The organism is Micromonospora sp. NPDC049274, from assembly GCF_040678875.1.
In the GTDB taxonomy this organism is placed as follows: domain Bacteria; phylum Actinomycetota; class Actinomycetes; order Mycobacteriales; family Micromonosporaceae; genus Micromonospora.
The window spans coordinates 155325-171711 of record NZ_JBFAQS010000010.1; the positions used below are offsets into that span (position 1 = coordinate 155325).

At 66.9% G+C, this 16387-nt stretch carries 6 protein-coding genes; all 6 read left to right on the plus strand.

Annotated elements, in window-relative coordinates:
• Nucleotides 1-125: 125 nt before the first annotated feature.
• The 6 genes from AB0K10_RS20340 (at nucleotide 126) to AB0K10_RS20365 (ending at nucleotide 16036) form a co-directional block, all read left to right on the plus strand.
• Entirely contained in the window at nucleotides 126-2909 is a 2784-nt protein-coding gene (locus AB0K10_RS20340) for a CHAT domain-containing protein (protein WP_363685576.1), read from the plus strand.
• 1 nt (nucleotide 2910) lies between these two features.
• A complete protein-coding gene (locus tag AB0K10_RS20345) occupies nucleotides 2911-3090 on the plus strand; it encodes a hypothetical protein (protein ID WP_363685578.1) in 180 nt (59 codons plus the stop codon).
• Nucleotides 3091-3099: 9 nt separating this feature from the next.
• Complete coding sequence (locus tag AB0K10_RS20350) at nucleotides 3100-3840, plus strand: DUF6338 family protein (RefSeq protein WP_363685580.1); 741 nt, start codon at nucleotides 3100-3102, stop codon at nucleotides 3838-3840.
• A gap of 183 nt (nucleotides 3841-4023) precedes the next feature.
• Nucleotides 4024-4281, plus strand: a complete 258-nt coding sequence (locus AB0K10_RS20355) for a hypothetical protein (RefSeq protein WP_363685582.1) — start codon at nucleotides 4024-4026, stop codon at nucleotides 4279-4281.
• 59 nt (nucleotides 4282-4340) lie between these two features.
• Entirely contained in the window at nucleotides 4341-4628 is a 288-nt protein-coding gene (locus AB0K10_RS20360) for a hypothetical protein (RefSeq protein ID WP_363685584.1), read from the plus strand.
• A 401-nt stretch (nucleotides 4629-5029) separates the two neighbouring features.
• A complete protein-coding gene (locus AB0K10_RS20365; RefSeq protein WP_363685586.1) occupies nucleotides 5030-16036 on the plus strand; it encodes a hypothetical protein in 11007 nt (3668 codons plus the stop codon).
• The last annotated feature ends 351 nt before the right edge of the window (nucleotides 16037-16387 follow it).

A 16387-nucleotide genomic window follows, 5' to 3' on the forward strand; every position in this document is an offset into this window, starting at 1 on the left:
TGCGAAAGGTGCATTGCGCGGCACGAACGTGAATGTGATGTGGCAGTCTGTCCTACCGAGAGCGACGCGTCCCAACCGGGTTTCCAGAACCTTCAGGATCGGTGCCGAGGAAGGGCGATCGCCGGATGGTCGACAACAGACCACGCGCTTACACGGTGCAGCGGCAGGACGAGGTCGGCGCGGGGCGCAAGGGATTGCTCGCCGCCCTGATCCTGGCGCAGATCGCCGTCCTGGTCGTCCTCGTGAACGCGATGCTCGGTCGGAATCAGCCCAGCATCCTGCAACTGGTGATTCTCCTGGCTCTCGCCCAACTCTTTCGCATCCTGAACGACAAGATATATCTGCCCACTCTCGCGACCCGAGGCGACGCCGTCGTCCTGCGGGTCTACGCAAGCGCCTTCAGGCCGCTGCTCACCTGCACGATCTGGGGGGCACTGGCCTACCTCACCTGGCTTCAGTTCGGGACGCGGGTGGCAGTCGTCGGTGCTCTGGTGCTGGTCGGCATCGGCTTGCAGACACGGATCAAACTCTGGCGCGCGACCGGCGGACTGCTTCGCTGGCGCGACATCCAGCTGATGGATTCGCTTCTGGCGTTCGTGTCGCAGGCGGAGGGCGAGGCCCGACGCGGTGAGCTGGCGGCCGCGAGGGAGTTGCAGGACCGTGCCGCCAACCACCCGGCGGTCCGAAAGTACCCCAAGGTGCTGCACAGCATCGCCATGCAGCGTGCCGCCTGGGCGCTCGGTCAAGGCGACCACGCTCTTGCCGAGCGGCAGTTCAAGGCCGCCGTCGAATACCTCCGGAAGCACCCCGACCGGTCGGCGCTGGGCGAGGCTCTCCTAGGGCTGGGTAATCTGTATCTGGCGCAGGAAAGATATGCCGAAGCCCGAGCGTCGATGACCGAGGCGATCGATGTGGCCGGCGGGAAGATGTACCGGTTGAATCGAGTACGGATCGAATACAACCTCGCGGTCATCTGCGTCCAGACCGACGACACCGAGGCTGCGCTGTCGCACGCGCTCGAGGCGCGCACACTCAGCCGCCAATGGGGCGCGTTGACCGTTCTCGGTAATGCGTGTGATCTGCTCGCCGGCCTGGCTGCCGAGACGGGCCGGCCGGCCGAGGCCGACACCTACCTCGCCGAAGCCGCCGAGGCGTATCGGCAGGACGACGCCGGTCCCCACGTCTGGATCCGTCATCATCTGGCGCGAGCGACAGTGTTCACCCTCACCGGTGACGAGGTGCGCGCGCTGGATGCCTACCTGCTGATGATCCGTCTGCTCAGCGAGGTCAGGGCTGGCTGGGGGTGGAGGGACGCTCAGGCCCACCTCACGCGCGTCATGGGTGAGCAGGAGTTGACAGCGGTCCGGCTCGCCCACGAGCGCTACGACCGGGGCGACGAATCCGCAGTGGATTTCCTCGCCGAGGTGATGGACCTGAGCAGCCGGACCGCCCTCCGGCAGGTTCTCCGGGGCGGCATCGCCGCGGACGACCGGGCCGACGACATCCAACCGGACCTCGTCCGACTGCTGGGCGAGATCGCCAGCTACGAAGATGCGATAAGCGGTCAACAGACCGGGCAGCCCGTGGCGAACCAACCCGACGACCTGGAGCAGAAGAAGAGCGTCAGCCTGGCCGCGTACGAGCGGCTGGAGAGCCTGGTGTCGATCCGCTTCCGGCGCATGTTCCAGGGAACCGCCCCGCAGGCGTCCGGCGCACCCGCGGGCCGGATCCCTCCCGGCTCCCACCTGCTCCAGGCCCGGCTCTTCGACGACGACGGTTCAGTGGTCATCACCGGCATCTGGACGTCCCCGGACGGCGTACGCGTTCCGTACCTCCACACGGCGACGGACCGGCAGGCATCGATCATCCGGGACTTCATCGTGCAGGCACCGCGCCGACTGGCCGGTGTCGAGGGCGGTGCGGGCGAGTCCGTCGACGGTGCCGCCGGCGCACTGCCGACCGCCTTCCGCGCGCAGAACGGAGAATGGGGGACCAGCCGACATTTCCGTCGACTGCGGACCCCGAAGTGGGGCCAGTGGTCAGAGCTCGCCGCCCTGCTCCTGCCCCCGGGGCTCCTGACCATCCTCGGCCGCAGCGACCCGGACGGGGACGTGCCGCACCTGCTGATCGTGCCGGATCCGGTGCTGTGGCGGGTCCCCTGGGCCGTCCTGGCCGTGCGGAACGACGGCGCGGACCGGTTCCTGGCCGACCACGCCATCCTGAGCTACCTACCCAGTCTCGCCCTGCTGGAGGACACCGCAGCGGATGTGGAGCAACAGTCGCACGGACGGGCGGCGGCCTATCTCGCCGACGTCAATGCGGACGGGATCCGCATGGAGGAGGAGGCGTTGACGAGCGCGTACGGGGATGCGGTCGAATTCCTGCCGACGCCCGAGGCGCTGCTGTCCGTGCTGCGGGACCGTGGCACACGATCACCGCTTCGACTGCTGGCGGTGTCTGTGCACGGCAACGGAAGCCCCGGCCTGGCACACGCCCTCAAGCTGACCGACGGCACCGAGTTGTCCGCCGCACGCATGCTCGCGCTGCGGTTCCCCCCACTGCTGCTGATCAACGCCTGTCTGTCGGCCGACCTGGACCAACGTCAGGGCACCGATCCACTGGGCATCCCGACCGTGGCGCTGTGCCGGGGAGCCGAAACCGTGCTCGGTGGACTGTTTCCCCTGCCGGACGGGACGGCCGGAAATCCCGAGTACAGTCATGCGACGGCGACCATCCTCAGCCACCTCTACGGTCTGCTCAGCTCCGGCGTACCCCCGTCGATCGCCCTGCGCCGGGCCCAGCGTCGGTGGCGGGAGAGCCGGCCCGAAGCGCCGCCGGTGTTCTGGGCAGGGCTCGTCGCCCTCGGTGTCGACAGTCGGATTCCCGCCGGTACGAGTGGAGGTTCATGACATGACGACGCAACAACCGTCCAATCCCGATCCCGACGGGCTCGACGATCTCGACGACCTGGGTCTGGACTGGCGATCCTTCGTCACCAAGGACGCCATCGAGAGCGACGACGACGAGGCCGGACGGCTCGTACCCCCGCCACCGGTGGCCCCACCGCCACCCCGTCCCCCCTCGTCGTAGGCGGCACCCATGCCTGCGAACGTCGTCACGGTCGCCGTGCTGATCGCCGCCCTGGCGCCCGGCTTCTGCTTCGTGCAGACCTACCGACGCCACGTCTTCGCCGACAAGCCCAGCCCGACGAGGGAGGTCATCGAGTTCTTCGGCGCGGGGGCACTGGCCACAGTCGTCGCCGGCCTCCTGATTCTCGCGCTGGGAAACGTGGTGCCGTGGCTGGTCTCACTCCACGACCTGGTGGGGGACACGCGCGACCTGCGGGCCTCCGCATGGCACGTCGTCGCGTCCGCCGGCCTCGTGCTGCTCCTGAGCGTGACGCTGTGCATCGTTGGCGGCGAGGTGCTGGGCCGCCGGGCCCCCAGCCGGGTCGGGCGTATCAACGCCGGAGTGATGTCGGTAGGTGTCCTCGCCACCCCGTCGCCCAAGGGACGAGAGCCCTACCTCGCCGTGGAACTCGACGACGGGCGGTTGGTCGAAGGTTATCTGCGACAGGCGGCGATCGAGGACGACCCGGCCCGACGTGACCTTGTGCTGCAACGTCCCCTCTTCTTCAGCGGCACCGGCTACGCCGAGCGGACGCCGTCCCCGGCCGTCAAGCTCTACGTCCCCGGCTCCATGATCCGCGTCATCCACATCAGTTACCCGCCCGTCATCCGGGAGCCGGAGGATCCGGACCCGACAGCAGTGCCCGATCGTGAGGTCGTCGACAGCGCAGGAGGGGCGCGCGATGGGCAGATGGTTCCACCGCAGTCGTAAACGCGACGACGAGCCACCGCGCGAATCGGAGCCGTCCGGGCCGGTCCTCGAGATCACCGTCAGCGGGGGCGGTCCGACCGCCTTCGGGCTGTAGTTCCACGCCTACCACGAGAAGTACGGCGTGAGCGACCCGCGGACGTTGGAGGCGAGGCCGAGCTGCTGCTGCGCACTGTCGCCGACGGCTTGGCGCGGACGCTGGGCCGCGACAGCGCGGACACCCTCGCTTGCCAGATGAAGCTGGCCGGGCTCCAGCACCTGCAGGGCCGCAGCCAGCAGGCCGAGCGGGCCCTGCGGGACGTGGTCCGGCGGCTGAGTCGGACGGTGGGCCCGACCAGTCCGGTGACGCTCCAGGCCCGCAGCAACCTGCTTGTCGTCCTGCTCGACAACGGTCGGGCCGCCGAGGCGGTCGAGGCCGCCCGGGCACTCGCCGTCTGGCCCTGACCGCGTCCCTCGCCGCCGCGAACCGTGTCCGGCCGCAGCGGTCGGCGAGGGAGTGGGCGGTGGGTGGGACGCTGCTGGTGCAGGCCGCCCTGGCCGCCGGCTGCGGCGAGCACCACCGCGCCAACGAGCTGGCCGACCGGGCCGCGGGCGTCGCCGCACACCTTCGGGGGTACGACGATCAGCACCGCACCAGCTCCGGGCCGGTGGCCGTGGAGTTGGCGCGGGTGCTGGTGGCGGCGTCGTTGGGTGATGCGGTCGAGGCGGTGCGGCGGCATTCGGCGATCACCCGGCGGGAGGGGTGGCGGCGGTTGCCGGCCGAATATCGGGGGCACCTTCTCGTCAGGTGATGCATCGACATCGGAGGTGGTCCCGTGGGCGCAGGCGCTGGAGGATTCCACGCTTCGTCGCGACGGCGACGAGCACGCGCGGCATGTCGGGCTCCTGGCCTGAGCGCCAAGTCCTGGTTGGACGGCTGTTCTGCCGCGGAGCGTCAGATGCAGTGATGAGGCTCTTTGATGAGGAGTTGTGCCGTTGGTGTGGCGGACTCTTGGGATTGAGGGGTGTGGTGGGGGCCACGCCCTTGATTTTTTCGAACTTTTCGTTTGTGGAGTCGTTGTGGTGGGGGTGGGTGTGGGGTGCGCGGTCGAGGGGTGCCCGACCGGTGGTGGGTTGGTGTGGTGGTGGCGGCGGGTGGGTGTTGGTGTCGTGGGGGCTTGGCCGGCTTTGGTGATGGTGGGGTCGTGGCGGCGTGGCGCTTGAGGTTTCTGACGATGTGGCGAGTTTCTTCCTTTTCTTGACCGGTGAGCAGTTCCCGGGTTTGAGTGAGGATGCGTTGCGTCTGTTGGCCGCGCGGTTGGCGGAGGTGGGTGCGAGTCTGGGTGATGTTTCTCCGCAGTTGGCGACGGTGTTGGCGGGGATCGCTGGTGGGGTGCAGGGGAACACGCAGCGGGCTTTTGTGGATCATGCTCGGCGGTATGTGGAGGATCCGGGTTATCTGCCGTTGGCGTCGAAGTATGTGCATCGGGTGTCGCAGGGTTTTGATGATGCGGCGTTGCAGGTGGAGTACACGAAGCTGATTATCGTCGCGACGATCGTCGAGTTGATGATCGAGTTGGCGACGGCGTTGGCGATCGCGTGGTTTTTCCCTGAGGTTCTCAGCGAGATGCTGGTGCGTCTGTTGACGGGGAAGTTGACGATCGCGAAGTGGTTGGCGGAGTTGGTGGTCGCGGTCGCCACGATGCAGGCCGTGGGTGTGGGCATGCAGGTGTTGATGGACCTGTTCGTGCAGGCGGTGCAGATCGCCGATGGAGACCGGCGGGGGCTCAACGGGAAGAGTTTGGCGACGTCGGCGTGGATCGGGTCGTTGGGTGGTGTGGTCGGGTTGGGTGTGCACTCGGCGGGCTCGGCGGTGGCGAAGCGGTTCGCGCACACGCAGCTCAGGACGGTGGGTGAGGCGTTCACGCACGGCGTGGGGGAGAAGAACGCTCGGGCGCTGGGTGAGATGCAGGTCGAGGCGTTCACGGAGGTGTTGACCGAGGGCGCCGCGAACGGTATTCAGGGGCAGGGGTTCTCGGTGCAGAGCCCGTTGATGACCGGCGCGTCGGGTGCCCTGTCGGGTTTGGCGGGTAGTTCCGGGACTCGGGCGGGTGAATGGTTACGGGCGCATCACCCACCGTCGTGGGCGGGCCGCGCCGCAATCCCGCCGAGTGACATCGACGCCAGCGTGGTGCCCACGACACCGCCACCGGCACCACCCGAGACCGACGACGACGACGACGCGAGCATCCCCGACGACGCCAGCATCCCCCCGGCCTACCCACCCCCGCCGGATTACTCGTCTGACCGGGAAGACACGGCGAACCCGGAGCACGCGAACGGCGCGGGCTACTCGCCCGACCGGGAGTCCACGGCGAACCCGGAGCATGTGAACGGCCCGCAGCATGCCACCAACCCGCGGTATACGACGGGTAGGCACGCGCGCGTCGACCCGACCACGGTCGATCCGTCCGGCGTGGACCCGACGACGGTCGATCCGTCCGGCGTCGACCCGTCGGGCGTCGGCCCCTCGATGGTCGATCCGTCGGGCACTGGCCCGTCGGGGGTTGGTTTCGACGGTGGTCGGGGAGCTTTCGTCGCGGCGGGCGGGCAGTCCTCGCCGACGGTGGGCAGCTGGGCGGTGGGGTTGCCGCCGGCGACTCCCGGTCAGTGGGCTACGCCACTGGTGGCCGATGCCCAGACAGCAGGCACCGGCACGAGCGCCGGCACGGCCACGGGCCCCGGTACGGGCGCGGGCGCGGCCCCCGGGACGGTCACCGGCATCGGCACCGGCACCGGCACGGGTGGGTTGGTGGTGGGTGCTTCCGTGTCGACGCCGGGTGCGGTGCCGCGGGTCGTGCATCTGGTGCCCCCCGATACCGGCGCGTGGAGCCCAGACACGGTGGCGCAGGTGCGCCAGTGGGTCACGCACGCCACCGACAACGGCTGGCACGTGCAGGTATGGATCGACACGACAAGCCCGAGGATCCCGCAGGACCTCACCGCGCAAGTGCCCGGAGCGAGCGTCACGAACTGGCGCACCCTCATCCCCCAGCAACCACCGCTAACTCTCGACGGGTCGATACCCGTCGACGCCGTACGCGCCGCAGTCGTGGCGCACCACGGCGGACTGTCGGTTCCGCTGGACATCCCACCGGCCGCGATCCGCCTGCCCAGCGCCCACACCCCACTACCCGCCGGCCACGAACTGGGCGCCTTCACCCACGCCCACACACCCACAACACCCGGCCTCGACCAGAGCAACCCCACCCGAGCCGTCATCCTCGCCCCCACCCCCGCCATCCCCACCCCCATCCCTGCCGTCCCGATGCCTGCCGTCCCCACGCCCGCCGTCGTCACGCCCACTGCCGTCCCCACGCCCACTGTCTCGACGCCTGCCGTTGCCGCGCCCACTGTTCCCGTGCCTGCTGTCCCCGTGCCTGCTGTCCCCGTGCCTGCTGTCCCCGTGCCTGCTGTCCCCGTGCCGGCTGTCCCCGTGCCTGCTGTGGGGACGTCGTTGCCGTCGGCTCCGGTTCCGGTTTCCGCGACTCCTGCCCTCGATGTTTCGGGGGGAGCACCGCGGGTGGGGGTTGCGCGGGACGTGGTGGTGGCGCAGCACGGTGGGGTGTCGGAGATGGCGGCAGCTCGGCGGCCGGCTGGGCAGGAGTTGAGTGTTGGTACTTCTCCTGCCGGGCGGTGGGCGTCGGGTCTTGATGACCAGGGCGCCAACCGGGGGGTCGTTGACGTCGTCCCGGTTGCTCCTGCTGGTTCGGCTTTTGTCTCGCCCATGCCTGTCTTCGTGCCAGGACCCTCCGCCGCGTCGATGTCCGTTTCGACTGAGGTTCCGGGTCCGGTTCCGGTTCCGGGTTCGGTTGTTGGTCGTCGTGGGGTGGTGCGGGGTTCGGGGTGGGTGGGGTTGCCGTACTTCCCTGCTCGGGTGTTGGGGGTGGGTGTTCGGGGGGTGGAGGTTCGTTCGGCGTGGCGGCGGTGGGGCAGGCGTCGTGGTGATGATCCGCGGGTGAGGCGGGTGGGTCGGTTGGCGGCGATGTTGGTGGGGTGGGTGTATGGGGCTGCGCCGGCGGGTGTGGGTCGGTGGGTGTCGGGTCGGAGTGTGGGCCGGCAGCGGGTGGTCGCGGCGGCGGCGGAGTATCTGTATCAGCACGGTGAGGATGTGGTGTCTTCGCGCGAGGCGTTGACTCTGGTGGGGCAGTTGCGGGGTGTGATGCCGGCTTCGGCGCTGCGTTGGGGTGGGGATGGTGCGGCGTCGACGCAGGGGGTGAGTGAGCCGATCGGGTCGGTGTCGGGCTCTGTGGTGGACGCTCGGGTGGCTGATGCGGTGGCGGGGTTGCCGGTGTGGGACGGTCGTCGTGGTGACTGTGTGACACGGGTGGATGCGGTGTTGACCTCGTTGGCGGTGCCACGCGGACGTTGGGTAGGCGACGTGCCGGTGACGGTGGGATCGGTAGCGGCGCGGTTGGGTGGCAGGTTTGTGCCCGCTGGGGTGGCAGATCTGAGTGCTTTGCCGGCGGGGGCGCTCACGCCGGTGTGGGTGCAGCATCCCCACGATGCCCAGCATCTGCTCCTGGTGCACCGTCCCGCGGGCGTCGATACCCCGTTGGTGGTGATCGAGACCCAGATCGACGCGCGGGACCCAGCCGACCCGCAGCGCTACACCGTGTTCGATCCTCGCCGTCGCGCTCACGGCCTGCCCGTTATCGCCCAGGCGTTGCACGGCCCGATCCGGCTTCCCGTCAACGACCACGCACGTCTGCTGCACGTCACCATCGGCGGAACCGTCACCGCCGGTGACGTATCCGTGTCACAGGCCACCACTGCTGGCGCGTTGCTCGACCCCGCCCGCACCGCCCGCCCCGGCATGCCTCACAGGAAACGCCCTGACGATGACGCGCACAACGCTCCCGAGCCCAAACGGCCCCGGCAGGCCAACAGGCCCGCCACCACAGCCCACGACAGCGACGCGCCATGGCCGGCGACACCCGCCACGGCGCTCGCCCGCCAACCCGCAACAGCGGATCAGCACACCCCCACCACCGCGCCGATCACCACTACCAGCGCTCCCGCACCAACCCGCAGCCCCAACGAACCCAGCGGGCTCGCAGTTCCGGGTGACATGTTCTGGGTGCCTTCCGATGGCCGCTGTCTGCTGTATGCGTTCATCGCCACCGACCCGCTCAGAGTCCGGCACGTGCTGGACGCGAACCTGCCGGACGACCTGCGCAGGTTCCTGTCTGAACCCGAGCAGGTTCGTGTAGCTGTCACCAAGATGCTCACCCACGGGTCGGTATGGGACGGGTCTGATCTTGTTCGAGTGGCCGTGCTGCTGCAGAGCCACGTCAGCACATATCTGAGCGCAGCCGCGAACGCTGGGCGGTTGCCCGCTGAGGTCACCCGTCTTCGGATCAACTTCCGCCAAGCTCGCGAAGCGCAGGTGAACGGATTCTCTTCAGACACGGTGTGGAAAGCGCTGGCCAGCCTCGGCCGCGTTTACATCGCCAGCGATGGTTATCTGCCCGCGGACGTCGTTCAGCACCGGTACGACGCTGTGCGGAAGGAGATGGGGTACCAGGGCGCGGCGACTGACGCGCCGCACCGGCAGTTGGAGTTCATCAACCAGGCGCAGCGAGGTTTCCCCGTCACCGGCCTCAATGACGCCCAGGCCCGGGCCTACCTGGTTCAGGAACTGACCGAGTCCGACCGCCCCCTCGACTTTGAGGAAGCCCGGTTGGTCAAGCAGACCGTCGCCAATTGGAAGACAGATTGGGCCGGCAGCGCTGGGGAGTTCCTGCTACCCCTGTTGGCCCACGCCACCGGCAGCCGGATCAGCATCTGGCAAACCACCCCGAACGAGATGAGGCCGCTCACCGCCTACGGGCCGGCCAACGGCCACCCCGTTGTCCTGCACCACGCGGCAGCCGACCCGAAGAACAACCCCACCAACTTCAACCACTACAACGCCAACGTGTTAACCCTCGAACAAGCGAAGCAGCAGATCATCGGCTGGCGGCCTGGCCAGACAGACGAGGACAACCTGACCGACTTTCTGATCAGACACCACATTCGCAGGTATCCGCTGGAGCGCCACGGCGAGGGAGACCTGGCCTCGCCCACAACGTATGACGCGGTGAAAGAGTGGACGCTTGGGCTGATGGACGAGCCCGCCCCCGGCGGCAAGAAATCCTACTCCGCCCGGCGGGTGGTCGCCCTATCCGGTCGCCTGGTTCCGCTAAAAACGGTGCTCGATTGGTGGCAGCCAAAACGTCAGCAACAGGCGCTGCCGGCACCGTCGCTGGAATCGCCGGCTGCGATCGCTGGCTGGCGGCCCACCGGCAAAAATGGAGAAATGGTGGCCGAACTATCCGGTGGCCTGATTGAGGCGTTAACGCCGAAAACATGGCGGCGCCTCCATTTGCAGGAGGGACACGAGCAGCAGCGGCTGGTACCGCAGGATGTGCGCGACTGGCGGCCCGACTCATCCGAGCAAGGAGGCCCAAAGACCCTGGCGGAGTACCTGACGGAGAAACACCCGGACGCATCGATGGCCCGACACAGCAACGGGAAGCTGGCATCGCCCGCAACGCAAGCATGGGTGAATGCGTGGGTGCTCGCCATGTGGGGACAGGCAGAACCCAGTCAGGTGGCCAAGCTCTCCGGCAAGCTGGTCACCATCAGCATGGTGATGACCTGTTGGAGCCGAGGCCTGCAACAGGAGCCTTCGGTGGCGATCGGCGGGCCGGCCCCGGAGCGGGATGGGCAGAGGGGCTCGGTCACGTCGGGGGACACGATGGGGAGCGTCGGCGTCCCTGACCGCGAACAGGGCATGATCAGCTCGCCAACAGTCAACGAATTGTGGCAGGACAGCGGGCCGCAGTGGCCGGTACCGCAGGATGTGCGCGACTGGCGGCCCGACCCATCCAAGCCCGGAGGCCCAAAGACCCTGGCGGAGTACCTGAGGCGAGAACACCCGATGGTGTCGCTGGCCCTCACCGGCACGAAGCTGCTGAGATTGTCCAAGGCCCGGGCGTGGGTGGATGCCTGGGTGCTCGGCATCTGCGAACAATTAAGCCTCAACGGCAAGACGTACTTCGAGCTTGACGGTGAGGTGGCCCGGTACTCCGGCGGGCTGGTCACCGCCAGCACGGTGACAAGACTGAGGCGCAACAGCCAGAAACAGCCTTCGGCGTCGTCGGTGGTGAGCGGCGGTTCGGCCTCCGGGCGGGATGGGCAGGGGGATGCTGTCGGTGACCAGGCCATGATCATGGCTGATGCCGGCGGTGGCTCGGCCGTGGGAGTTCCTGCCGCTGATCCTGGCTTAGCCAGTTCGAAGGACGACGTCTCGCTGGGCGGTGATCCTGGCGGGCCCGGTGAGATGTTTGTGGTGCCTTCCGATGGTCGGTGTCTGCTGTATGCGTTCATCGCCACCGATCCGATCAGAGTCCGGAACGTGCTGGACAGGAGCCTGCCGGCGGACCTGCGCAGGTTCCTGTCTGAACCCGAGCGGGTTCGCGAAACTGTCACCTCGTTGCTGAACCAAGGGCCGGTGCCGGACGATTCTCGGCTTGCTCGAGTGGCCGTGCTGCTGCAGAACCGTGTCAGCGCATACCTGACCGCAGAGGCGGAAGCTGGGCGGTTGCCCGCTGAGGTAACCCGTCTACGGATGACCTTCCTCGATGCTCGCGGAGCGCAGGTGAACGGATTGCCTATACAGACGGTGCGGGAAATGCTGATCAGCCTCAATGGCGTGTACATCACCAACGCGAGGTATCTGTCCCGGGATGTCATTCAGGCACGGTACGACGCTGTGCGGGCGAATATGGGGGACCAGGGCGCGGCGACTGGCGCGGCGCAGCGGCAGTTGGAGTTTATCAACCAGGCGCAGCAGGGTTTCCCCGTCACCGGCCTCGGTGACGCCCAGGCCCGGGCTTACCTGGTTCAGGAACTGACCGAGTCCGACCGTCAACTCTCCGACCAGGAAACCGGGTTCGTCAAGCACGCTGTCGACAATTGGCAGACAGATTGGGCCGGCAGCGCTGGGGAGTTCCTGCTACCCCTGTTGGCTCACGCCACCGGCAGCCGGATCAGCATCTGGCGAACCACCCCGAACGAGATGAGGCTGCTCACCGCCTACGGGCCCGCCAACGGCCACCCCGTTGTCCTGCACAACGCGGCAGCCGACCCGGAGAACAACCCCACCAACTACAACCACTACAACGCCAACGTGTTGACCCCCGAACGAGCGCAGCAGCAGATCGAGGCCTGGCGGCCCGGCACAACAGGCGAGCACAACCTGGCCGATTATCTGCGACGGGAGCACCCCGGGTATCCGCTGGACCGATACGGCAGCGGAAAACTGAAATCGCTCGATACTTATATGGTGACTAGAAATTGGGCGCTTGGAATGATGGGAGAGGTCGCCCCTGGAAGTAACAGATCCTACTCCGCCCTAGAGGTCGTCGAACTATCCGGTAACCTGCTTACGGTGGAAGCGGTGAATGAATGGTGGCAGATGAAGCGTGAGCAACAGGCGCCACCGCCGGCGCTGTCGCCGAAAACGTGGGCTGCGATCATTGCCTGGCGGCCCACCGGCAAAAAGGGAGGCCCATCCACTCTAAGAGGATATCTGCAAATAGAGCACCGGGGCATACCGTTAGACCTCGATGGTGGAGGAAGGTTGCGATGGCCCGTGGCGCGGGAGTTGGTGGAAACGTGGGCGATCGGGCTGAAGGGAGAGACAGGCCTCGATGGAATAGCGTACTACCCCCGGCAGGTGGCGAGACTGTCCGGCAATATGGTGGCCGAATCAACGGTGCGGCTCTATTGGCAGGAGCAAGCAAAACCGCGGCCGGTACCGCCGGATGTGCGCCTCTGGCGGCGTCGCAAAGACATGACAGGCCCGTCCACCCTGAGGGAATACCTGGAGGAGGAGCATCCGGGACTGTTGCTGCGCACTAACTACAAAAATTCGCTGAGCTCGTCCGAGGCTCGGGCGTGGGTGAAAGCGTGGGCGCTCGCGCTGAGGGAACCGGGAGACCCCCTCGACCCCGACCACACGTCCTACACCGCAGCGTCGGCGGCCGAACTCTCCGGCGATCTGGTCAGTAAAAGCGCAATTAGCGATTGGTGGAAGGCGGACGCGCAACAGGCACCGCCGCCACAGCCAGCACCGCCGGATGTGCGCGACTGGCTGCCCCCCGAATTCGGGCAAGAAGGCCCACAGACCCTGGCGGATTACCTGAAACAGAAATACCGCCGGGTGTCGCTGCTCCGTAACGAGACCGGAAAGCTGACATCGCCCGAGACTCGGCATTGGGTGATGACGTGGGTGCTCACGATGTTGGAACGGCGCGACCTCACCGGCAAGTACTACTACTCCGCCAATCGGGTGGCCCGGTACTCCGGCGGGCTGGTCAGCAGCTTCACTGTGTCGGCATGGTGGGACGCCGCCCAGCAACAGCCTCCGGCGTCGTCGGTGGTGAGCGGCGGTTCGGCCTCCGGGCGGGATGGGCAGGGGGATGCTGTTGGTGACCAGGCCATGATCATGGTTGATGCTGGCGGTGGCTCGGCCGTGGGAGTTCCTGCCGCTGATCCTGGCTTAGCCGGTCGTGCCGGTGACGGGCGCGATGATTCGTCTTCTGTCGTTGGTGGATCGCTGCGGCAGCGGACGCCGCAGGGGCTCGATCCTGGCGGGCCCGGTGAGATGTTTGTGGTGCCTTCCGATGGTCGCTGTCTGCTGTATGCGTTCATCGCCACCGATCCGCTCAGAGTCCGGAACGTGCTGAACAGGAACCTGCCGGACGACCTGCGCAAGTTCCTGTCTGAACCCGAGCGGGTTCGCGAAACTGTCACCTCGTTGCTGAACCAAGGGTCGGTACCGGACAATTCTGGGCTTGCTCGAGTGGCCGTGCTGCTGCAGAACCGCGTCGGCGCATATCTGACCGCAGCCGCAAGCGCTGGGCGGTTGCCCGCTGAGGTAACCCGTCTTCGGATCAACTTCCGCCAAGCTCGCGAAGCGCAGGTGAACGGATTCTCTTTAGACACGGTGTGGAAAGCGCTGGCCAGCCTCAACTGCGTGTACATCACCAACGCGACGTATCTGTCCGGGGATGTCATTCAGGCACGGTACGACGCTGTGCGGGCAAATATGGGGTACCAGGGCGCGGCGACTGACGCGCCGCAGCGGCAGTTGGAGTTTATCAACCAGGCGCAGCAGGGTTTCCCCGTCACCGACCTCGGTGACGCCCAGGCCCGGGCTTACCTGGTTCAGGAACTGACCGAGTCCGACCGTCAACTCTCCGACCAGGAAACCGGGTTCGTCAAGCACGCTGTCGACAATTGGCAGACAGATTGGGCCGGCAGCGCTGGGGAGTTCCTGCTACCCCTGTTGGCTCACGCCACCGGCAGCCGGATCAGCATCTGGCGAACCACCCCGAACGAGATGAGGCTGCTCACCGCCTACGGGCCCGCCAACGGCCACCCCGTTGTCCTGCACAACGCGGCAGCCGACCCGGAGAACAACCCCACCAACTACAACCACTACAACGCCAACGTGTTGACCCCCGAACGAGCGCAGCAGCAGATCGAGGCCTGGCGGCCCGGCACAACAGGCGAGCACAACCTGACGGGAGGCGGGCAACAGCGGTCGGTGCCGCGGGATGTGCGCGACGTGCGGCGCGACCAGGCGGGAAGCGGGCAACAGCAGTCGGTGCCGCAGGATGTGCGCTACTGGCGGCGCGACCCATCCGAGCAGGGCGGCCCAAGGAACCTGGCACAGTACCTGGAGCTGAAATACCCGGGCACGTCGCGGAAGCCTCACAAAAACAGACAAGGGCTGGTATCGACCGAGCTGCGGCCGTGGGTGCATGAGTGGGTGCTCGCCCTGTGGGGACAGGCAGAGCCGAGTGAGGTCGTCGAGCTCTCCGGCGAGCTGGTCACCATAAAAATGGTGACCGACTGGTGGACCCAAGCCGTGATACAAGGGCTTCTTGCGCCGATGGTGGCCGACCGGCCGTCCTCCGGGCGGGATGGGCAGGGGGATGCGGTCGCGTCAGGCGACGCGATGGGGGACGGTGGCGTCCCTGTCGGTGACCAGGCCGTCATCATGGCTGATGCTGGCGGTGGCTCGGCCGCGGGAACTCCTGCCGCTGATCCTGGCTCACCCGGTCGTGCCGAGGAGGGCCGCGATGATTCGTCTCCTGTCGTTGCGGCATCGCTGCGGCCGCGGACGCCACAGAGGCTGGACCAGGGACGAGTCGAACACATCTTCGGCGATCTGGACGACGACGTCCCATTGGGCGGCGGCGAGGAACTACGGCTCTTGGGCATGAGACGAATAGAGCATCGAGTAGCACCAGACCCCAGCATGGACAACGCGTTTCCCTGGCGCGACCCGGACGACCCGTACAAGCGGGTACATCCTGACTATGCCGATGACGACGGCCAGGTGCACCCCGAAGTCCTGAAAGGCGCCCACAGAATTAAGGCGACGCTGGAGCCGGGCAAGAAGGACGCGTTGAAGAAGATCGCAAAATTGGATGATGGCCGGCTGGCCGCGGAATTCGCCGAGGTCGCGCCCAGTTTGTGGGCCAAATTGGAGCGAGATGTGGCGGATGAGGTCCGACGGCTGGTTCGTGGCCAGCCAGCAGATCCGCGGCGAGTATGGGTCGGCCCAGTGGAGCCGCATCATGTGCGGGCCCACGAAGCAGCGCTGATAGGCCAAAATGGGCTATTCCTGGGCGACACGGACTTCCGCCTCAGTGACGGCAGGATACTCGGACTCTACCTCGGCGCCTTGCTCAGAACCCCCGAAGACCGAAAAAAATGGGGAGAGAGATATCAGCTCTACCCGCACTATCTCTTTGAATCCGAACTTCTGCCGAAAACGCGAGATCAGAACGACGATTTAGAAGACGAAGATTTCGTGGGGATGAGTGCGGAAGGGGCGGCCAACTCCATGGCCTTCGCCAACACGGCCCTCCTCGACGCCGCGGAGCCGACAACAGACCATTCCGTCGTGAACTCAATATTCCTGCGCTTCAAGATCCGAATGACCAACAAGCACGGCAGGCGATGCGACGAATGGATCGTCGCGCTGGTCGCTTTTGACAACGCGTTCGGCCCAGGCAATGAAGCCCGAGTTGTCATCGTCTCATACGGCGAAAAATACTCCGATAATTTCAAGGAGATCAAAGAGGAACCCGAATAGGCCCGGGAGGCGTCACACGCCGGGCAGCCAAACCTGACTCAGGCCCGTCCCCGCTGGGCTCGCTGGCGTCACCCAGTCGTACGTGTCGCAGCTCGAGTCGTGTCGCGAGGCCATCGATCGCCGGTCCACTCTGGCTGCTCTCGCTGCCGCACTCCAGCGTCGATCGGCTCCGCAATTCGTGCAACTCCCGATGATGGTCGCATCCCTCCTGCCTGCGCCCTGCTCGACGCGGACGGGTTGGCACCGGGTGAGGTCCGGTACCGGCCGTTGGCGCGTACTCTCATCGCCGATATCGTCGGCGCGCAGCCGGCGCCGGCCGGCGTGGCGCGACTGGCGACGCGTGTCGGCCGC

Excerpts from the sequence above, each read along its gene's own strand:
- AB0K10_RS20340 (WP_363685576.1), top strand. The coding sequence starts at position 126 with ATGGTCGACAACAGACCACGCGCTTACACGGTGCAGCGGCAGGACGAG.
- AB0K10_RS20345 (WP_363685578.1), top strand. The coding sequence starts at position 2,911 with ATGACGACGCAACAACCGTCCAATCCCGATCCCGACGGGCTCGACGAT.
- AB0K10_RS20350 (WP_363685580.1), top strand. The coding sequence starts at position 3,100 with ATGCCTGCGAACGTCGTCACGGTCGCCGTGCTGATCGCCGCCCTGGCG.